The following is a 19,273-nucleotide window of genomic DNA, read 5'->3' on the forward strand; positions in this document are numbered from 1 at the left end:
AAGCGTTAACGTGTGTCGGGTACAATGTAGAGAATAACGAAAAATATAAGTGGAAAGGCAAGGCAGTAGCCAATTTGAAAAATAATAAAAGGAGAAATGGATATTTCTCCCCGGTTAACAAAGAATGAAAACTACAGCTTTTACGAAAAATTCACATGCATAAGAAAGATAAATCAGGGTTAAATCAGCAAACGCTTTGCTCCCATGTGAGCGTCTTTGTCCGCCGTGACGGACGCAGATGGAATCGAACCACGAAGTAACGCTTGTCTACGACACCTGATTAAAAAGGTGAAAAATAGCAGGGTAAAAAGTTGGAAGCGACCATTCTAACGCTCTACCAACTGAGCTACCTGCGACAATGTCAGACAGGGGAGGGCTCGAACCTCCGACCCATAGATTTTCCGAAGTAACGCTTTCCTACGACACCTGCTATAAGCACTTATAAGAACGGGGTAATATCAGAGAAATAATTGTTTGGATCTCTGCCTATGCACTCGGCCACCCGTCTTGCGACGGAGGGGGATTTCAACCCCCGTAGGAGATTTTGTCGGTTTGGAGTCGATGTATTATTTCTCTACGACACCCATTCTTAAAAATTTAAAACATAAACAACAGAGGTAACAGCCGGAAGTGTTTGTAGTTCTACCTAAAAGAGCGAAGTAACACTTTCCCACGACACTCGTTGTTATGTTGGATTAACAGGATAAAAACCGATAAACCTTTTTCAAATACGTGCGCTACTATTGCGCTACCTGCCTTGCGACAAGATGGGATTTGCACCCACAACCCCGTATTCCCAACGAAGTAAGATTTATCAACGACACCTGTTGTCCGGTTATAATACATCTCTCCCTTTTGGAGGGATGTATGAATCAGGTTAACAAGCATGAATTGCTATAGAGCAAGACCGGCAATTTCAGTGATAGCGTCACCTCCCCGGTCAATCGCGTCCAATATTCCGAAGATCTTGTCGCTCCATCCCGCAATGAGGAAAACATCATCCTGACGCACATCCAGAGGTACGGTGTTGTAACCCGCCAGATTGAACAGGTACAGCTTTGCGTTTGGCGCTATCTGCTTGTACTTTGCCCATTTAGCTGACATACTGTTGGATGCAGCGGCGTTGCCGGTGTTGCTATCCCACAGCTGTCCGTCGGTAAATAGCATTATTTTGTCAGCTACATATCTTTGATTGATCAGATCATCCAGCACGAGATAGCCGTTAGTGGAGTAACCCACTTCACCTTCTCTTCTGTAGAACTCATCGACATTACCGAGAATATTATCAGGAGACATGCTCACTCTTTTCCATGTATCACCGAACATACCTGTGATGACGTGTTGGCACTTATGCTGTAACAGCATGGCCAGTAACAGTCCGATATCATACAGTAGTACGGTACTCTTTGGAGATACAGGTTGCTGCATAGAACCGGATACGTCACATGCGATGACTACTTTTGTATGCTCGTCAAATCCTTTCAGGTGTTCAACACTGGTCTGCAATGCTTTTTCCAGTGCTCTTTTCAATTCAATGATATTACCGTGCTGTATGTTCCTGATTTCTCTGTAAGCAGACAGGTAACGGAATGGCAACTGCTTTGCATGCATGACCGCCTTTTTATCGGCCAGCATCTCAGATACCTTCATCAGGTATTTTGTATCGACATTGTAATCAAGCATGTTACGCAGGTTTCGCAATGCCGCCATGTATCCCAGTTTTCCGCTTTCTATCAGTTCAGTCCATACCCATCTGAATGCTTCTTTTTTAGCATATTCAGAATCGTATTTTGCCTGACCTGCTGCAGACAAGGCCGTTTCCCATGTATAAGGCGTATCCAGATTATCCTGTACGATCTTATCGAACAGCGCCTGCTGCTTGTCATCCTTAGCTTTCGGATGTACAATGAAGAGGGCATCTTTTAATGTGATGGCCGTCTTACGGTTATATTTAGCGAACTGGTATTCATCAAATTTATTGAAGGCGACAGCAAGTCCTTTCTGCAGCTGTTTACTCAGATTATTGAGCTTTTTAGTCTCTTTTCTTTCGTTTGCCACCGCATAGTAAGCCAGTACTTCTGTAATTTCGTCGGCCCGCTGGATAACGCGTCCAGTCAGTTTTCCTACCAGATCGTCTCCTTTGTGCACCTTTGCCAGTTCTACTGTCAATACCATTGGTACTGAACGCAGATACATCTTTTCTCTGGTGTAAACTGCCAGTCTTGCTACGAAGCCGGGATCATTTTTAGCGATCAGTGTACGCAGGCGTTCCAGCTTCTCTGTGCTTTTTTCATAAAACTGGTCTTGCAGAGAAGCGGTGACTACAGCACTGTACAGTTCCATTTCAGGTGTCAGGGTGTATGCCGCTGCTCCTTCGTGGTTGACTACTTGTTTGATAGTTTTGAGCTTGTTGAATCTCATGACCGTTTGTTTTTGTTTGATGATACAAAGTTGGATGGCATATGCGCACTTTTTTTGCGCACTAAAAACTTTTTTGTGATTTCTTTTAAAAAAAATGTGGCTATGGCTTGTCTGCGGGTATATAATATAGATACAGGAATCGCCTGCCGGGGAAAAATGTACAAGACATAGGGAAGAGTATCCATTTTCCGGCGATGGACTTTGTTGCAATTTTACATCGTCAATAACGACAAACACACACATCAAACATAAAAAAATGAAAACGTTCAATGTTCCATCAAGAGAAGAAGTAAGTGCCAACAATCAGACACTGTTTGACAATCTGAAAAAAGGTCTGGGTAAAGTACCTAACCTGTATGCGACAATGGCTTATTCCGAAAATGGTCTGGCTACTTACCTGGCATTATCAAACGGAAAAACATCATTGAAAGCAAAAGAGAAAGAAGTCGTAAATCTGGTAGTAAGTCAGGTGAATGAATGTGATTACTGTCTGGCGGCGCATACCTTTATTGGTAAACTGAATGGCTTTTCTGATGAACAGGTGATAGAGATCCGCAAGGGCGGTGCTTCTTTTGATCCTAAATTGAATGCACTGGCTGCACTGGTTAAGAATCAGGTGGAAAATAAGGGTAAAGTAGATCCTGCGTTGCTGGATGCGTTCTTTGCCGCAGGTTTTACCAACGAGAATCTGGTAGACGTGATCGTTGTGATAGGTGATAAGATGGTGACTAACTATCTGTATGCTGCGACAAAAGTACCGCTTGATTTCCCTGCTGCACCAGCATTATCTTAATAATTCTGTTTAATCATATATAGACGACCGCGGGTCCTTTTACAAAGGGATTCGCGGTTTTCGCGTTTACAGACTTTATTAAAAGAAAAAGGCCCCCTCGTATAAACGAAGCGGCTTTACTTCCTGATTAACATAACCATAGTGAACTAATATCTTCTTCGAAAACTTAATTTCTTAATCATGACGTCATCGTCTATATCGGAGATAAGGCAATTCTCGCTCAGCACTGTGTTAGCAGCGCCAAGCATGTACATGTATGTTCTGAGGGAATGAGTACAATCAGGTAACCACCCGAGGGAGGCATCCCCCAGTGAATCCAGGGGTATGCCATTGTGCACATGGTCATAACCAAATGCATCCAGCAGTGTAGGTATAAGGTCAGGCAGATTGTAATACCGTTCGCTGGTTGTGATCAGCGAATTGTGAAAAGAAACAAAAGCAGCGTCACCCACACAAGGCGATCCGAATGTGTATAAGCGGCAGGGATGCAGGGTGTAAGCATCTCCGACAGCAAACAACGTAGCCATCGCCGCACCCAGACCGTGACCGGTACATACCATAGGTTGCGTGTCATCTTCTGACTGCATATTGGTATAATGGATGCTATATCTGATATATTTCAACAGCCCTTTGGGTTTTGTCTGCCCGGGCTCAGAAAAGGTCATTCCATTGTACATATCCAGAAATCCGGATACGACATTTCCACTGTTATTACCAAAAGGGCTGGGAGAAGGGAGTATATCGAGCCGCTCTGCCCAGTCAAGAAATTCGGCGGAGCCTCTTAGTGCCAGCACATAAGTAGCAGGTGCATCCGGTGAAAAGTTACTTCTGGCCAGAAAACCACTGTACGTAAGTCCTGCCTTGCCTTTACCTGTATCTTTTCTGTGGATATTATAGACCAGTGTATAACCCGGTGGAAAAAAGGGGTATTGTTCCTGTAAGGGACTTGATTCCTTTACCTCGTAGGCAGCGTCTATAAAATGAGCATATTTCAGTGCTATGGCCTGTGTTGACTTTACCATAAACCCTCTTGTTAATCAGTGAATATGCTGTGAATTTACCAGCATATTCACTGATCAGGGGGCCAAATGGCATAAAATGAGCTTTTAGGGGTATAAGTGGTTAAACCTGCGACATGGCGGGTTGAGGCTGAGGGGTTGTTTTCTTCTTTTTCAGCAGGTAATGGGCGATAATGATCTCAATCAGAGGGATCGCCATCAGGAGGCAAAGCGTGATCAGTATACCTTTCTGTATGCCTTTCAGGAAATGATCGATCTGGATCATGGCTATTTTGGCAAATAAGCCCATCCGGATAACCTCATCGATGCGGGACGCCATCAGTTCCTTGCTGACGTCTTCATCCAATCCCAGTTTTTCCTTCAGGAGTTTGTGAATGGTGTGTTTGGCAAACTGCGCCATCCCTTTTCCTTTGGTCAGTTTTACCAGCCACGGTAAGATGACATTGCTGCCCTGTTGTAAAGTCTGCTGGTGTGCAAGCAATGAATCGTATTGTGTATAAATGACTTCAGCTACGGCGTCTATCAGCTGGTCTGTAGTAAGGGTAGACAGATCTGCTTTATTGTCCCGCAGGAAACCACTTACAGCGGCTGATGTCTTTGCGTCAATTGACGAGGGGATATGTTCTATATAAACCGTCGTGTGTGCTTTGATATCTTTCCGCAGCCCATTAAAGAAACCCCATTTCATACCGAAAAAGCCGGCGAGGAGCGGTAAGAGTACAAAATAACTATAAGCCAGTATGCGAAGGGCTGTGTACCTGCGGGGAACCAATACTTTCTTACGGAAGACGATCAGCAGGATCAGTACCAGTAATAATGCACCTATTCCATATAAAACAGCACCTGTGATGATAGTGGCGGGATTAACAAAATCGCCAAGCTGGGATAGGGTTTTAAACATTTCTTTCATATTACAATGCTACAATGTGAAGTACTAAGATATATTAATTCTCTTCATACTTCATATTGCAGCATCGTTTATTATTGAACGGCTCAGGCATTCTGTCTGACAATCTGTTCAAGGTTATTAGCCGGTACTACGCCAGATTGACGCCATACAATTTTGCCTTGCTTAAAAAGGATGAGGGTAGGTACACCCTGTACATTGTATGCATTGGCTGCAGCCGGGTTTTTGTCTACATCTACTTTCAAAATAGTGGCGGCATCACCTATCTTCTGCTTCAACTGATCCAATATCGGCGCCTGCATTTTACAAGGGCCACACCATGTAGCGAAGAAGTCAACCAATACGGGTTTATCACTGTTTATAATTTCTGAAAATGTTGCCATGATCTATAACTGTTAGTCTGTATATGGTATCACAAAAAATATGCAAAAGTGCCATTCCCTGTAGTTGTGGCAGTCCCTGCTATTTTTTGAGATAGCCGGGAAGGGAGCGTGATTTCCTTTAAATTTACAGATATATCTGTAAAAAGTACAAAGGCTGAAAATCATGTAATTATGACCTTTGTGCAGCTATCTAATTCTTTAATATTTTAACGTGAATAAAATGGAATACAGATTTTTAGGAGGATCAGGATTGCAGGTACCGGTATTGACATTCGGTACGGCTACATTCGGCGGTAGTAATGAATTTTTCAAGGCGTGGGGTAGTACACAGGTGGAGGAAGCGACAAGGATGGTCAATCTTTGTCTGGATGCCGGCGTTAATTTGTTTGATACAGCGAATACTTATTCTGATGGTTTGTCTGAGGAAATCCTTGGAAAAGCCATTGAAGGAAAGCGGGATAAGGTGTTAATATCCACAAAATCAACTTTTCCGATGAGTAATGCATCCGGCGCCAACTATCAGGGTTCGGGCCGTTCGCAGCTGATTAAAAATGTGGAAGCGAGTCTTAAACGACTGAATACAGACTATATCGATATTTATCACATGCACGGTTTTGATGGTAATACACCTGTAGAGGAGGTATTACGGGGTTTGGATGATCTGGTGCAGAGTGGAAAGATCCGCTACATCGCGGCCTCTAACTTTTCCGGCTGGCATCTGATGAAATCATTGTCGGTATCTGAGCGATATGGGTGGAATAAATATGTGGCGCATCAGGTGTATTATTCACTGGTAAACAGAGAGTATGAATGGGAACTGATGCCGCTGGGTGTCGATCAGAAAGTAGGGGCGCTGGTATGGAGCCCGCTGGCTGCAGGTATGCTGGGTGGTAAATACCGCCGTAATCAGCCTTATCCTGCCGACAGTCGTGTAGCCCAGGGTGGTAGTCCGGTACCATCGTTTGCTGTACCGGATGAACTGTTGTATAACGTGGTGGATGCGCTGGATGAAGTAGCGGCCGAAACTGGCAAATCCGTTGCGCAGGTAGCCATCAACTGGCTGTTACAAAGACCGACCGTGTCCAGTATCATTATTGGCGCGAGGAATGAGGAGCAGCTGAAGCAAAACCTTGCTGCAGTAGGTTGGAACCTGACAACAGAGCAGGTGAAGAAACTGGATGCTGCCAGTGATGCACCAACGGTTTATCCGTACTGGCATCAGCGCGGGAATCTGAAATTGAACCCCCTGCCTGCGTTTTATTAATCGTTATGTGAATAAAAAAGGAAGCCCACGTAAGTATTTACGTGGGCTTCGCTGTTAATACCAGTACGAATTATTTTACGTTTGAATTCGGTTTATAGTTGGCGTACCATTGTCCTAAAGTCGTCAGTTTACCATCCGCAGCGATCAGTGACGAAGGCCATAACCTTGTGTGGGTGGGTGAACTGGAGAACCATGAATAACGGTGTACGAAAGGCAATTCTTCCAGTTTTGGCAGGAGACGCTGCATGAACGCCAGTACATCTTCAGGCTTATATATATTGGCTTCCATGGTGTTGGCATTGTGGTCGACAGTCGCAAATTCCGTGATCCAGATCGGTAGGTGGTATTTGTTATATAAATCCTGCAGTGTCTTCACGAAGTGTACATCGTCCGTTCCTACGTACATGTGTACGCAGATAAAATCTACACGGCGTTTCTGCTGTATCGCTTTATCCATGAATTCATAGGTCCAGCTTACATCAGGCCATACAGTAGCAGGGCTGCCTAATGGTAAGCCAATGCTTTCCAGCTGGGGCCAGAGGTCCAGTGCTTCCTGTGCGGTCATGTCGGACTGGTCTTTTGCGTCAGGTTCGTTGAAGCCTAATACATATTTGACAGTACCGGCTGTTTTTAGTTTTTTAATAGAGTCGATTACAGTAGCAGTGACATTGCCTTTGCCCCAGAACATGGGTACGAACTCGCAGTTTTGCGGAACTGTTTTAGCGGGCATCAGTGAGCCCCAGGTATAGAACCAGTGACTTTTCAGATTCACTACGTTACTGTACCATGTACCAAAGTCAACATCGGTACTGAAGTCAGCACCTTTTTTGTTGGCAGGTTTTACGTATACGACTTCGTTTCCGGTACCATTACCGTTACCATTGCCGTTACCATTACCGTTTCCGTTTGTTGGGTTGTTGTCTTTGTCTTTGCCGCAGGATGCAAGGAACAGGGAGATGCTCATAAAGAGCGCAAGTTTCAATTTGGTCATTCCAGGATTTTTAAGTTGGCATTCAGAATATGGTTGTACTTGGTAATACAGTACAATGATATTACATTTTAATATTATTTTATGTTAAGCCGTGAAATTTATACTGAATGTTGTAGTATCTCACCTTCATTGGTGGTGTATAACTACCACATTAGGTAGCAGACGTGGGGCAAAGCGCGTGGTAACTTTGCGGGAGATAAGGTACAAACTATTTTTTGAAAGATACAACCATAGCTATATCCTCATTGAAGAACACGGTGCTGACAAAAAACACAGAGGCACATTATGCAGAAGGCCGGTCATGACCGGCCTTCTTATTATTCAGCAAATTTATTTTCGAGGTACTGATAGATGGCGCTCATGTCTGAGGTCGCCAGTCCTTGTGTGAGTGCATCCTGCAGGGTTTCAAAGAGGGCATTGCCGATAGGCGTATCTAAACCCTGACCTTTTGCCAGTCTGATATCTTTGGCCAGCAGGCCTAACTGAAACGCAGGTGTGAAATCATGGTTAACGATGTTCGTTGCTTTCAGGTTAGTAATGGCGCTACCTATTGGTCCGTTGTTGATCAGCGGAAGGAATTGAGCGGGCGGTATACCATTATTCTGTGCAAATATCACTGCTTCTGACAATCCCTGTAAAGTAATACCGAGGAAGGTATTGATAGCCAGTTTTGCATAGTTGCCTGCTCCGGTTTCACCCAGTAAGTGTGCTGCTTTACCGAGGGCGTTAAAGATGGGTTTAGCGCGTTCGAAATCTTCTGTTCTTCCGCCCACCATAATCACCAGCTGGGCTTCCTGCGCAGGTTTTACGCTACCAGACACAGGTGCATCCAGATACCAGAGGCCTGCTGCTTCGCATAAGGCCGCCAGTTGCCGGGTTGTATCCGGAGATACCGTGCTCATATCGATGGCCAGCATATCCCGCTGTAATGTAGCGGAGAGAATGCCGTCCGTTCCTTCATAAATTTCTTTTAATGCTGCGTCATCTGTCACCATGGTGATAATGACGTCTTTGTCTTCAGCCAGTTGTCTGGGAGAATGTGCCACTTTAACGCCCAGTTTCTCCTGCAATGCAATGGCCTTGTCTGTCGTACGATTATATACTGTTACGTCAAAGCCGGCTTTGACGAGGTTTGTTACCATGGGAACGCCCATATGGCCTAAACCTGCCCAACCTATTTTCAAATGATTCATAAGGCTATGTTTGATGGTCTACATAAAGCTAGGAAATATATCTACGTTTTCCATGAACGGAAGGGCCTGTCGGAAAAACAGCGGGTATCAGCGGTTATCAAGCCAGTGCAGGAATTCTGTGGCTTTGTTTTTTCCAATGATGATCTTTTCAGGAGTGGCTGTTTTCAGGTGTACGAGCAGCTTACGGCCGAAGTAATGCTCTACTTCGTGTACCGCGTTGAAGTTGATAAGATACTGGCGGTTAATGCGGTAAAACTGTTCGGGTGGTAACTGGGCACTGATGGTATCCAGCGACTGATTAAGCGTATACTCCTTTCCGTCAAAGGTCACGATAGCCGGGAAATCGTTTCTGATATAGAAAAACGAAATGTTATCCACAGAGATGACCACATACTTGTTCTCACTGAATACGAGAAAGCTTTTTTTGCCTTGCTGCAGGGGCAAAGGATAAATGGGTTTTTCTGTCTGCTGTGTGAGTGAACGGCGTAAGCGGTCTACTTTTTTAAAAGCAGCAGCGAGTGTTTCTTCTGTGAATGGTTTGAGTATATAGTCGATACCATTGGCTTTAAAGGCTTCTATCGCATATTCATCATATGCGGTGCAGAAGATCACCGGTGCTGTCACCGTTGCTTCTTTAAAGATCTCAAAGCAGGATCCGTCGGCCAGCTGTATATCCATGAATATCAGATCGGGAGAAGGGTGTGCAGACAGGTATTCAATAGCGGCACTGGCGGTTTGCAGGGAGGCTGCAATCTCCGCATCCGGATCAATGGTGTTGATCAGTTTTATCAGTGCCTTTGCTGTTTTGATCTCATCTTCTATCACGAGTATCTTCATGGAGCACCGGTAATTTAACTTTAAAGGAATGACTGTCTTTGATGATTTCCATCTGTTGCTGCTGCAGGGATTGATAACGCTGTGCGATATTGGTAAGCCCCAGACCAGTAGATGCTTCCGGTGTACGTTTTAGCTGCAGATTGTTTTCAACGACAATAAACGCGCCATCTGAAAAGATGTGGATATGTAGTGGTTGTCCGAGTGAAACGATATTGTGTTTAATACAGTTTTCCACTAACAGCTGTAAGGTAAAAGGTGGTATGAATGAAGCATGGTGTGCATCGCTGATAGCTACGGTCAAGGAGATGCCATCTTCAAAGCGGGCCTTTAACAGGAAGATATAGGCATGCAGTGTGGATAACTCTTCCTGCAGACTGATAAGATGCTGTTTACGGGTCTCTAATGAAGAGCGATAAAAGTCAGACAGCATGACGATGAATCTGGCGGAATGCTGATCCTGCATTTCTACCATTGACTTCAATGTATTCAGGCTGTTAAACAGGAAGTGGGGATTGACCTGTTGCTTCAGTAGTTCAAATTGTGCCGACAGGTTATCCGCTTTGGTTTTTTCCAGTTCAACACTGATCAACTGTGTGATATGATGTTGATAAATGAGGTGCAGAAACAGGTAGATGGTCAGGTTGATGACCAGTCCTCTGAACTCGTACATCAGCATCATGGACTGAAAATGATACTGTGGCAGAATGAGCTGATAGGCTACCACTAATATCGCCATGATCAATGTGCCTGAAGCCAGGCTACCTGCAAGACGTTTGCTGGCGAACCTGGCTGGTGCTGCCCCGGCCCTGAAGGTGGGTAGCATGTATATATTAAAGTACCAGATCAGTATGGAAAAGCTGGTGGCTACCGAGATATCCGCCAGCAGTTCCCACGTCGTAATGTGTATGCGTAATATTTTGGGTATCGATGCCAGTAGACCGATGAATATAGCACTTGCCCATATGACGGCATTTGATACCCTGAATGTGCGTATGTTTCTGGATATGTACAATTGGTGGCCTGTTTAGTTAAAGATCACGGCAGCTTTCAATTGTGTAATATAGCCGATTCTATCCGGACGGAGGGTCGCGTCTGTCTTCTTCCAGCCGGGTGACTGATATTGTTCATATGCCGCATCAGCGTCTATTTTCACTACTTCTACAGACTGCAGGTGTTCAGGTACTTTTGCGCCAAACCAGTGTGCATCATCCTGCTGTGACCACGTAGCCAGCGTCAGTACGGCACCCGCCGGATAAGGACCAGCTGCCCCGCTTCTGGCGTGTTGCACAGCGATGCTGTTACCATACAATACGCTGTGTGTATGTTTGTTCTTATCAATGGTGGCGGTGATCAGTTGTCCCTGTGGCTGCCCGGTGATCTTTTCTGGTCTGTCGTCGTCAGTCAAAGGCTCGGTGAATACATAGTCGTTATTTTTCATCGGATGGTGACAGTTCACACATTCCTGCGAGAAAGTGAGCGTTTTGCCGTAAGGTTTCAGGTCATTGCCTTTCCATCTGGCCCAACCCCAACCGGCGGAGCTGGCGAATTTCTGTTCGTCTCTGATCATGAATTCCACCTGTTTCAGTTCTCCTGAAGTGGCTATTTTGCTGCTGTCTGTCAGTTGTTCCCATGCTACTTTCGCGAAAATGGTACCGTCAGGCCATGGATTGGTCTTGTGTTCATGGATGGCCTTCATGGCGATGTCATTGCCCAGAATGACCCGCATGGTGCCGTTATCGTATCTGTCGGATATATTTACGATCTGCCAGTTGCGATAGCCTTGTATATAAGCGATGCCATTCAGCACCGGACTAACCTGTTGCACGGTGGGCAAGGTACCGGCTGTCCATTGGGCAAACTGTTTTCCGGCTACAGAGAAGCGGCTGGTATCAGATACCTTTACCGGAGCAAGGCTGTTTACATACGTTTTAAGCGTATTGAGGGCAGCAGGAGTCAGTTTGGCTTCCGGATGGAAGGTAGTATAGGATGCCAGCGGCATTTCGCCAAACATCGCCTGATTTACAGAGAGAAACAGGTTCCCTTTCTGATCGCCTGCGGCGAGACTATCCCAGTTAGAGAAATTGAGGATTTTACGGCCATCCCGGATATGCTGTGCCACCAGCCATGAGGCGGGGGCTATCTGGTCAAACCATTTGAGCTGTGTCTGATTGGAATGGCAGTCATAGCAGGAGGCACGCAGGATCTGCGCTACATCGTCCGGTACTTTGATCTCGCCGGTTACGGGCGGATTGGAGATGCCCGGTCTGATAAACTGGATGGCAATCCCTACTACTACAAGGAAGAGTCCGATTACGATCCATTTCTTGCTGGATACACGCATATTCCGTCAATTTATTGTTCGGGGCAAAGATGCCTGTACTAAAGACCAACAACAAGTGGAATTTGTTGTATGCGGCGAATAAATAGCTGAAAGTGGCAAATCGGGGGTTGGAGAGATTAAGAAACCGCCAAAGATGGCAGAGCTATCAGCAGCTGAGCCTTTTTTATTAATAGTAGCTGATTGTTCTGATAATAACACCTGTGATGACATCTCCTGCGCCATGTACAGTGGCTTTGGTCCAGTTGCCCGCAGTATCGTATTCATAGCTTGTGGAAGTGGCATCCGAAAGTGTACCGTCAACCGGATTGACACTCGCCTGTCTGATAACAGAGCCGGATGAATCGTATGCTATCTGTTGTATATTCTCTCCTTTACCCTGTTGCAGGATGGATAGGAGTACGGGTAATCCCTGTGCATTAAAATCTGTTTTCTTCCGGTATATCAGGTCTCCGTTGATAGCATATTGTGATTGCTCGATCATATGTCCTATACTGTCAAATTTCCATGTGATCTTTCCGGCAGGTACTTTATTCATTAAACCTTCCTGTTCTACCAGTACGCTATCATTATCATAAGTGTTCAGGTACTCAACGATATTGTCTCCTGATGACTGACTGACAAGGCCTCCGTATCGGTCAAATCCGGTGAATACCTGTTTAGGCGTACTGCTGTCTTTGTTGCGTTGTCCTTCTTCTACCAGATTGCCCTCCGGATCATATACATTATATGTCCTGAAACTGAATTGTCCCTTGCTGTCATAATACAGGATATCAGTCAGTTTGCCTTCAGCATTGTATTTGTGTAATGCCTTTGTCGAAAATATTCCTTTATTATACACGATGCGTTCTGCGAGATTGCCGGTACTGTCAAACAAGAGGTATTCTTTTGTTTCATAACCGGATGTGGACGTATCTGCAGCAGCTGTACTAAAGGTGAACTGAGCAATGTTTTTCACATGGCCATGCAACCTGTATGTGTGCCAGTTCCGGCGGTATGCATTGTCTATCTCATTTCTGATAAAGGCCCGCTTCTGGGGATTCGGGTTGAACTTTGGCGTCGGGGACTGACAAGCCACAATGCCCGTCGTACATGTAAGAAATAGGATGAGATGTTTAAACATAGCCAGTTGTTTATGCATGCGATATGTTCGCCTGATTGATGCACAAGATAATAAAAATCCGGGGTCGCCTGATAAGGGACCGGTATATGTCAATACATCCATCAAAAATAAATATAGACAGACTTGTCTGTTTTTAAAATAAATCCCTTTACCTTTGTACCATGAGCAAAGAAACATTACAACCCAGAGAAAGGATACTGGACACTGCTTACCGTCTGTTTTTAGGACAGGGCTATAACTCTACCGGTATCAATCAGATCATTGAAGAAGCTGATGTGGCAAAGGCCAGTTTTTATCAGCATTTCAAATCAAAAGAAGATCTGTGTGTGGGTGTATTGGAGAAACGACATCAATATATAGAGAAACAGGCGCAGGCGCTGAGTGCCCAGAAGAGAAGTCCTAAAATGAAGGTGCTGGCAGCCTTTGATCTGATCTCATTGCTGAATGAAAAAGAAAGCTTCAGAGGATGTGCGTTCCTTAATATCCTGTCAGAGATTCCTGCTGATAATGTAAAAGTGAGAGACGTCATATACGATCATAAAAGTAATATCCGTCAGAACTTCAAAAACCTGCTGGATAACGCGGAGCTGGCCGATCATGTTTATATTTTGTATGAAGGTGCTTTTGTAGAAAGTCAGTTGTACAGGGATCAATGGCCGGTAAACCGTGCTAAGAAAATAGTTAATTCATTAATCAATTAAAATAATATACTATGGAAAAGAGATATCCGTTGCCGCCGTTTACATTAGAAACGGCGAAGGAGAAAGTACAGCTTGCTGAAGATGCATGGAATTCACAGGATCCTGAGAGGGTTTCATTGGCCTACAGTGTAGATACAGAGTGGAGGAACAGGTCTGTCTTCCTGAATGGACGTGAGGCTGCCAAAGCATTCCTTGCGGACAAATGGAAAAAGGAGTTTGATTATAAACTGAAAAAAGAGCTGTGGGCATTTACAGATAACAGGATAGCGGTACGGTTTGAATATGAGTATCATGATAAGAATGGACAATGGTTCAGGGCATATGGTAATGAGAACTGGGAGTTTGATGAAAATGGACTGATGCAGCGGAGATTCGCCAGTATCAATGATCTGCCGATTGAGGAGTCAGAAAGGAGACTATAATATACAACGTGGCGCATGGTTCTATGGTTGGATTGTGTGCCACTACCCATTGTTTTGTTTGGAAAAAGCGGAGGGGGGTAAAAAGTACAATAAGAGTCGCCAAATGTGCATTGCTCACCGTGTATGTCCGCCGTACTTTTGTATCATCAGTTCAATGATAAACAAACAAGCAAAACACTTAAAACATTTAATAGTATGAAACGTACAGCATCAGCCATCTGGAATGGCACCATCAAAGAAGGAAGTGGTAACATTACTACCCAGAGTACCGTTTTAAATAAAACACAGTATTCTTTCAACAGCCGTTTTGCGGAAGGTGTTGGTACCAATCCGGAAGAGTTGATGGCAGCCGCACATGCGGGTTGCTTTAACATGAAGCTGACACTGGATCTGGAAGCTGCGGGTTATAAGGCTGATACGCTGGAAACAACAGCAGCGGTTACACTGGATAACGGTACGATTACACGTTCTGATCTGGTGCTGAAAGCCAAAGTGCCGGGTATCACTAATGAGCAGTTTCAGGAGATCGCCGCCGGTGCTAAAGCTGGTTGTCCTGTAAGCCGTGCTTACGCTGCTATTGAAATTTCCCTCCAGGCAGAACTGGTAGGATAATCTAAGGGGTTCAACAATCAATATATATTCCTTTTTCTTGCTCCTCACTGGTCGGCCAGTGAGGAGTTTTTTATTAGTATTTATTTGAATATTATTAACTTCCTCCCCTGAAATATGATTATGATGGACAATCTGGATGAAACGTCAAGCATCTTTGACGAGAGTTTTAATGCGGGGCTGCCGGTACGCAGACGTAAGCTGCTGAGCACCATATTGCGGGTGTTCGTTTGGATTGGTATGTTGCTCAGTGGATTAATTTCATTGCTGGTTTTTATCAACATGGTGAATATCAGGGATGTTATGGACCGTGTCCCGGATTACAGTGCAATTTATGTTGCTGGTCTGTTGCTGGCCTGTCTTATACCGGGGGCGATTTTATTTCTGATGACGTTTCCCGTGTGGATGGAAGCGAGATGGGCGATCAACTTCAATGTTGTACTGGCGGTCATGTGGGCATTTCTTTTATTGACGTTAGTGTTGTTTCTGGGAATACCTTCTATTATGTTAATGTTGCCCAGCGCGCTCTATCTTGTGCCTTACTGGATATTATTGTTTAGTATCAGGAAGAAGTGGAATCAGTAGGCTTTCTCAGTATAATACCTTTTACCTATGAAATGGCTGTTGCCGTTGTTATTATTGCTGATGTCTTGTGCAACAGCGAACAAAGATGCCACCAAAGTATCTCCCCCAAAAACACATCCAATAGATGGTGTGTACCGGAACCTTAGCACAAATGGGACATCTTCCTTATGGCATTATCTGGTTGATACTTCTCACCTGCGTATACCAGCAGCAGGAATGGTAACATTGACTGTCATTGATAAGAAACGCATGGCGTTAAGTTGCCACTCGAATGATACATTGCTTGCCATCGATACAATCAAATGCAGAGCATCTTTAAATGGTCTGTTTTTAAGCAGGCATAGCAAGACAAGCTGGGAGGCAGGGCCTTTTCTCTGGTATAATCAGACTGACCGGAAAACAATGGGTGTTACCGAAGCTCATCAACTACTTGCCCGTGAGAAGCCCTCAGGTATCATGATGGCCTTGTTTATGCCATTGATGGCAGTTGCGCCGGAATATACTCACCTGTATGATCGTATTACGCCGACAGCTGAACAGGCCAGATAATTTGTAATGCAGATTTTTTTTGTACTTTTGCACCCATCATCAAACCCGATAGTACACTAATGTGAGATTTAATTTCTTTCAGAACAGATAAATAGACCTGCCGGCGCAGCCCGGTAAGTGTCATTATTCATTCTTTAAAGAAGGAAATTATGCTCATTCTTCAAGGTGTAACCTATACCCATCCCAACAGAGATATACTTTTTTCTGATATCCATCTGACTGTTAATAAACAGGATAAAATCGCTTTGATCGGCAATAACGGCGCCGGTAAATCTACTCTTTTAAAGATCTTAGCCGGGGAATTACTCCCTGCTACCGGGATCATCAAAAAAGATGTAATACCCTATTACATACCACAGCTATTTGGCCAGTATAATGATTATACAGTGGCACAGGCACTTCGTGTAGATATGAAAATACACGCGCTCCGGGAGATCCTTGCAGGGAATGTAACGGAAGCGCATATGACATCGCTGGATGATGACTGGACGATTGAAGAGCGTTGTCAGGAAGCGTTTGCACACTGGCAGCTGGAAGACGTGGATCTGATGCAGTCAATGCGTACGCTGAGTGGCGGACAAAAGACAAAAGTCTTCCTTGCCGGCATTGCTATACATCAGCCTGTACTTGTGTTGCTTGATGAACCAAGTAATCATCTGGATGTGCAGGCGAGGCATATTTTATATGACTATATATCTTCTACGACAGACACACTGGTTGTAGTAAGTCACGACAGAACTTTGCTCAATCTGCTAACCACTGTTTTTGAATTGTCTAAACGTGGGATTACTATTTATGGCGGCAATTATGAGTTCTATACTGAACAGAAGATGATTGCCAGCGAGGCCTTGAATCAGGATGTAAAGAGTAAGGAAAAAGAATTGCGCAAAGCCCGGGAAACAGAAAGGGAATCTATGGAGCGCCAGCAAAAGCTGGATGCCCGTGGAAAGAAGAAACAAGAGAAAGCCGGATTGCCAACGATCTCTATGAATACTTTCAGGAACAATGCAGAAAAGAGTAGTGCGCGTATGAAAGGCGTCCATACCGAAAAGGTGGGTAACATCTCTGACGAACTGAATCAGTTGCGTAAGGAGCTGCCTGATATGGACAAAATGAAAATGGACTTCGACAATTCTTCTTTGCACAAAGGAAAGATTCTTGTTACGGCGAAAGCCGTGAACTTCAGCTACGGTGATCGTTTGGTCTGGTCTTCACCGCTTAGTTTTCAGATCATCAGCGGAGAACGCATTGTTATTCGTGGGCATAACGGATCAGGGAAGACTACGCTTATCAGAATGTTGTTGGGAGAACTGATCCCGCAGACTGGTACCATTGAAAAAGCGGCGGTAAAGACCATTTATATTGATCAGGATTATTCTCTGATAGATAATACCCTGAGTGTCTATGAACAGGCGGCACAGTATAATAAAACCGGTTTACAGGAGTATGAAATAAAGATACGGCTGACCCGCTTCCTGTTTACGAAAGAATACTGGGATAAACCTTGTCAGGCTTTAAGTGGTGGAGAAAAAATGCGCTTAATGCTTTGCTCACTGACTATTGGTAATCAGTCGCCTGATATTATTGTGCTGGATGAACCTACCAACAATCTGGATATTCAGAATATAGAGATATTAACTGCAGCAGTCAATGAGTATCAGGGTACGCTGATCGTTATCAGCCATGATGAATACTTTTTGAGTGAGATCAATATAGCACGGGAAATACAATTGTAATACCGACATACAAGCTATCAGGGCCGCAGATAGTCTGTGGAAGGAAAGTTCCATTCGGATCGCCATAGCTGTCCGGGATTGATGCTACCGTCGAATTCATTGCTAAAGATCGTGTGAGATCTGCCATAGCTTACATATGTAAAGCGTAGTCTTAGTTTTGTTTTAATAGCACCACTATATGCGGGCGATGTCAGGTGAAGATAATGACCTGACCGTAAGGTCATGTCACTAAAGCCGTTGCCACAACCCCGTGCGATGTCTTCTATGTCGCGCCAGTCGCCGGTATTTGTCTTCGCCTGCATGCGCATGAGTAGGCCATGGTCATAAGTATTGAATGTAATGGCCTGTCCTGAGCGATTAGCGAGGATCGTACGGTAGCCGCCGGCATTAGAAAACCCATTTTCGGCTTCCCGGATATCCGGCATTACTGTCAGACTGAACACACCTGAAGGAAGTGCTTGTTTGCAATGATAGACCGGTGCAGGATCATCTTTTATGGGATAATATCCCATAAGCTGATAATCGATATCATAGTGATGTGGAAGGTCTGCTGTTTTAGCGAACTGCCATAGTACATACTTTCTTTCATCCATATAGTAGGCGTCACCGTGGCGTACGTTGAGAGTGATACCATTACCCATATCCACGAGATATCTGCCGTCGATCAGGTGGCCTTTGGTCCGCTCGTTGACAGGAATCTTTTCATAATATGCTTTTAAGGCATTCGCGTCCTGAATACCTGCAGGAGGTGTAATACGTTTGCCAGCGGTATCCAGCAGTACCATGTTGTTACCATCCTGATCGCCGGCTATGGTCAGATTATTTCTGAATGGGTAGATGCTCTTGTAGATAGTGTCTATGACGAGTACGCCTTTTTTATTGATCACACCGGGTTTGCGGGAGGCGGTTATTACCATCGCGAGGCCTTTTGCAAAAGGGCCTGCCTGCAGGAAAGGATGTTTAAAAGAGTGTTTCCTTGTCTGTCGATATAAATAGGTAAGCCGTCTTTATACACTAATCCGGTATTATCAGAGAACTCCGTAGCGAAGTCATAGCTGGGTGGAATAACGAATTTTCCTGTCTTATCGATGTATCCATAATAGCCACCCGAGCGTGCAGCTGCCAGTCCTTCTGAGAAGTCTCCGGCGGTCACGAAGGTGGGCGCTATAACCGTGTTACCATCTCTGTCGATGTAGCCTGTGCGCATTTTCTCCCGTATTCTGAAAAGCGGATAAGGATCGGAGATGGATGGTGCATCTGAAACAATTGCATGGAGTAGTGCAGGCTCAAATGCGGGCGTATATTCTTTTGCATACTCCGGCATAACATTTTTACAGCCTGCGATGAGTATGGTAAGGGCGAAAAGCTGTGGATGCCACTGAATATGCATAGGCTGATACAT

General features: G+C 44.7%; 20 protein-coding genes and 1 tRNA gene. 8 read left to right on the forward strand and 13 right to left on the reverse strand.

Features of this window, described 5'->3' with window-relative positions; translation table 11 throughout:
- Positions 1–362: 362 nt before the first annotated feature.
- Positions 363–508, reverse strand: a tRNA-OTHER gene (locus tag FEF09_RS30675).
- A 386-nt stretch (positions 509–894) separates the two neighbouring features.
- The gene (locus tag FEF09_RS09980; RefSeq protein ID WP_146304969.1) at positions 895–2,421 is read right to left on the reverse strand and encodes a TROVE domain-containing protein; all 1,527 of its coding nucleotides are present in this window, start codon (positions 2,419–2,421) and stop codon (positions 895–897) included.
- A 256-nt stretch (positions 2,422–2,677) separates the two neighbouring features.
- Between FEF09_RS09980 and FEF09_RS09985 the strand changes: the two genes are divergently transcribed.
- Positions 2,678–3,214: a carboxymuconolactone decarboxylase family protein gene (locus FEF09_RS09985; protein ID WP_146304970.1), complete on the forward strand. Its 537-nt coding sequence runs from the start codon at positions 2,678–2,680 to the stop codon at positions 3,212–3,214.
- A gap of 146 nt (positions 3,215–3,360) precedes the next feature.
- On the opposite strand, the gene FEF09_RS09990 is transcribed toward FEF09_RS09985, so the two are convergent.
- From FEF09_RS09990 to trxA, 3 genes are all read right to left on the reverse strand, one after another.
- Positions 3,361–4,236: a lipase family protein gene (locus FEF09_RS09990; protein WP_146304971.1), complete on the reverse strand. Its 876-nt coding sequence runs from the start codon at positions 4,234–4,236 to the stop codon at positions 3,361–3,363.
- A gap of 100 nt (positions 4,237–4,336) precedes the next feature.
- Positions 4,337–5,134 carry a hypothetical protein gene (locus tag FEF09_RS09995; RefSeq protein ID WP_146304972.1) on the reverse strand — a complete coding sequence of 266 codons (798 nt, stop codon included), beginning with the start codon at positions 5,132–5,134 and terminating at the stop codon, positions 4,337–4,339.
- Between the two features lie 92 nt (positions 5,135–5,226).
- Positions 5,227–5,523 carry a thioredoxin gene (gene trxA, locus FEF09_RS10000; RefSeq protein ID WP_146304973.1) on the reverse strand — a complete coding sequence of 99 codons (297 nt, stop codon included), beginning with the start codon at positions 5,521–5,523 and terminating at the stop codon, positions 5,227–5,229.
- Between the two features lie 220 nt (positions 5,524–5,743).
- Between trxA and FEF09_RS10005 the strand changes: the two genes are divergently transcribed.
- On the forward strand, positions 5,744–6,787 hold the full coding sequence (locus FEF09_RS10005; RefSeq protein ID WP_146304974.1) for an aldo/keto reductase: 1,044 nt from the start codon (positions 5,744–5,746) through the stop codon (positions 6,785–6,787).
- A 70-nt stretch (positions 6,788–6,857) separates the two neighbouring features.
- On the opposite strand, the gene FEF09_RS10010 is transcribed toward FEF09_RS10005, so the two are convergent.
- The 6 genes from FEF09_RS10010 to FEF09_RS10035 form a co-directional block, all read right to left on the reverse strand.
- A complete protein-coding gene (locus tag FEF09_RS10010; RefSeq protein ID WP_146304975.1) occupies positions 6,858–7,778 on the reverse strand; it encodes a glycosyl hydrolase in 921 nt (306 codons plus the stop codon).
- Between the two features lie 317 nt (positions 7,779–8,095).
- Positions 8,096–8,971 (reverse strand): NAD(P)-dependent oxidoreductase, encoded by an 876-nt coding sequence (locus FEF09_RS10015; RefSeq protein WP_222596944.1) that lies wholly within the window; start codon positions 8,969–8,971, stop codon positions 8,096–8,098.
- 87 nt (positions 8,972–9,058) lie between these two features.
- Positions 9,059–9,808 carry a LytR/AlgR family response regulator transcription factor gene (locus FEF09_RS10020; protein WP_146304976.1) on the reverse strand — a complete coding sequence of 250 codons (750 nt, stop codon included), beginning with the start codon at positions 9,806–9,808 and terminating at the stop codon, positions 9,059–9,061.
- Positions 9,783–10,820, reverse strand: coding sequence for a sensor histidine kinase (locus tag FEF09_RS10025; RefSeq protein WP_146304977.1), 1,038 nt, complete (start codon positions 10,818–10,820; stop codon positions 9,783–9,785). The genes FEF09_RS10020 and FEF09_RS10025 overlap by 26 nt, the downstream gene beginning before the upstream one ends.
- Before the next feature lie 12 nt (positions 10,821–10,832).
- Entirely contained in the window at positions 10,833–12,149 is a 1,317-nt protein-coding gene (locus tag FEF09_RS10030; RefSeq protein WP_146304978.1) for a cytochrome P460 family protein, read from the reverse strand.
- 166 nt (positions 12,150–12,315) lie between these two features.
- The gene (locus FEF09_RS10035) at positions 12,316–13,269 is read right to left on the reverse strand and encodes a hypothetical protein (protein ID WP_146304979.1); all 954 of its coding nucleotides are present in this window, start codon (positions 13,267–13,269) and stop codon (positions 12,316–12,318) included.
- 161 nt (positions 13,270–13,430) lie between these two features.
- On the opposite strand from FEF09_RS10035, the gene FEF09_RS10040 reads away from it, so the two are divergent.
- The 6 genes from FEF09_RS10040 (at position 13,431) to abc-f (ending at position 17,871) form a co-directional block, all read left to right on the forward strand.
- Positions 13,431–13,970 carry a TetR/AcrR family transcriptional regulator gene (locus FEF09_RS10040; protein ID WP_146304980.1) on the forward strand — a complete coding sequence of 180 codons (540 nt, stop codon included), beginning with the start codon at positions 13,431–13,433 and terminating at the stop codon, positions 13,968–13,970.
- A gap of 11 nt (positions 13,971–13,981) precedes the next feature.
- Complete coding sequence (locus FEF09_RS10045) at positions 13,982–14,392, forward strand: DUF1348 family protein (protein ID WP_146304981.1); 411 nt, start codon at positions 13,982–13,984, stop codon at positions 14,390–14,392.
- Positions 14,393–14,587: 195 nt separating this feature from the next.
- Positions 14,588–15,004 carry an OsmC family protein gene (locus FEF09_RS10050; protein WP_146304982.1) on the forward strand — a complete coding sequence of 139 codons (417 nt, stop codon included), beginning with the start codon at positions 14,588–14,590 and terminating at the stop codon, positions 15,002–15,004.
- A gap of 120 nt (positions 15,005–15,124) precedes the next feature.
- On the forward strand, positions 15,125–15,586 hold the full coding sequence (locus tag FEF09_RS10055) for a hypothetical protein (protein WP_146304983.1): 462 nt from the start codon (positions 15,125–15,127) through the stop codon (positions 15,584–15,586).
- Positions 15,587–15,613: 27 nt separating this feature from the next.
- Complete coding sequence (locus FEF09_RS10060) at positions 15,614–16,135, forward strand: hypothetical protein (RefSeq protein ID WP_146304984.1); 522 nt, start codon at positions 15,614–15,616, stop codon at positions 16,133–16,135.
- Between the two features lie 149 nt (positions 16,136–16,284).
- On the forward strand, positions 16,285–17,871 hold the full coding sequence (gene abc-f / locus FEF09_RS10065; protein WP_146304985.1) for a ribosomal protection-like ABC-F family protein: 1,587 nt from the start codon (positions 16,285–16,287) through the stop codon (positions 17,869–17,871).
- Positions 17,872–17,888: 17 nt separating this feature from the next.
- Here the strand turns inward: abc-f and FEF09_RS10070 are convergent, their stop codons facing one another.
- Both FEF09_RS10070 and FEF09_RS10075 read right to left on the reverse strand, forming a co-directional pair.
- Entirely contained in the window at positions 17,889–18,788 is a 900-nt protein-coding gene (locus tag FEF09_RS10070; protein WP_146304986.1) for a WG repeat-containing protein, read from the reverse strand.
- The gene (locus tag FEF09_RS10075; protein ID WP_186774270.1) at positions 18,782–19,261 is read right to left on the reverse strand and encodes a WG repeat-containing protein; all 480 of its coding nucleotides are present in this window, start codon (positions 19,259–19,261) and stop codon (positions 18,782–18,784) included. Before FEF09_RS10075 ends, FEF09_RS10070 begins: the two co-directional genes overlap by 7 nt.
- Positions 19,262–19,273: the final 12 nt, after the last annotated feature.

The organism is Chitinophaga pinensis (assembly GCF_007896845.1).
In the GTDB taxonomy this organism is placed as follows: Bacteria; Bacteroidota; Bacteroidia; order Chitinophagales; family Chitinophagaceae; genus Chitinophaga; species Chitinophaga pinensis_C.

Coding starts and splice junctions, on each gene's coding strand:
- FEF09_RS09980 (WP_146304969.1), bottom strand. CDS start 2,421: ATGAGATTCAACAAGCTCAAAACTATCAAACAAGTAGTCAACCACGAA.
- FEF09_RS09985 (WP_146304970.1), top strand. CDS start 2,678: ATGAAAACGTTCAATGTTCCATCAAGAGAAGAAGTAAGTGCCAACAAT.
- FEF09_RS09990 (WP_146304971.1), bottom strand. CDS start 4,236: ATGGTAAAGTCAACACAGGCCATAGCACTGAAATATGCTCATTTTATA.
- FEF09_RS09995 (WP_146304972.1), bottom strand. CDS start 5,134: ATGTTTAAAACCCTATCCCAGCTTGGCGATTTTGTTAATCCCGCCACT.
- trxA (WP_146304973.1), bottom strand. CDS start 5,523: ATGGCAACATTTTCAGAAATTATAAACAGTGATAAACCCGTATTGGTT.
- FEF09_RS10005 (WP_146304974.1), top strand. CDS start 5,744: ATGGAATACAGATTTTTAGGAGGATCAGGATTGCAGGTACCGGTATTG.
- FEF09_RS10010 (WP_146304975.1), bottom strand. CDS start 7,778: ATGACCAAATTGAAACTTGCGCTCTTTATGAGCATCTCCCTGTTCCTT.
- FEF09_RS10015 (WP_222596944.1), bottom strand. CDS start 8,971: ATGAATCATTTGAAAATAGGTTGGGCAGGTTTAGGCCATATGGGCGTT.
- FEF09_RS10020 (WP_146304976.1), bottom strand. CDS start 9,808: ATGAAGATACTCGTGATAGAAGATGAGATCAAAACAGCAAAGGCACTG.
- FEF09_RS10030 (WP_146304978.1), bottom strand. CDS start 12,149: ATGCGTGTATCCAGCAAGAAATGGATCGTAATCGGACTCTTCCTTGTA.
- FEF09_RS10035 (WP_146304979.1), bottom strand. CDS start 13,269: ATGTTTAAACATCTCATCCTATTTCTTACATGTACGACGGGCATTGTG.
- FEF09_RS10040 (WP_146304980.1), top strand. CDS start 13,431: ATGAGCAAAGAAACATTACAACCCAGAGAAAGGATACTGGACACTGCT.
- FEF09_RS10045 (WP_146304981.1), top strand. CDS start 13,982: ATGGAAAAGAGATATCCGTTGCCGCCGTTTACATTAGAAACGGCGAAG.
- FEF09_RS10050 (WP_146304982.1), top strand. CDS start 14,588: ATGAAACGTACAGCATCAGCCATCTGGAATGGCACCATCAAAGAAGGA.
- FEF09_RS10055 (WP_146304983.1), top strand. CDS start 15,125: ATGATGGACAATCTGGATGAAACGTCAAGCATCTTTGACGAGAGTTTT.
- FEF09_RS10060 (WP_146304984.1), top strand. CDS start 15,614: ATGAAATGGCTGTTGCCGTTGTTATTATTGCTGATGTCTTGTGCAACA.
- abc-f (WP_146304985.1), top strand. CDS start 16,285: ATGCTCATTCTTCAAGGTGTAACCTATACCCATCCCAACAGAGATATA.
- FEF09_RS10070 (WP_146304986.1), bottom strand. CDS start 18,788: ATGGTAATAACCGCCTCCCGCAAACCCGGTGTGATCAATAAAAAAGGC.
- FEF09_RS10075 (WP_186774270.1), bottom strand. CDS start 19,261: ATGCATATTCAGTGGCATCCACAGCTTTTCGCCCTTACCATACTCATC.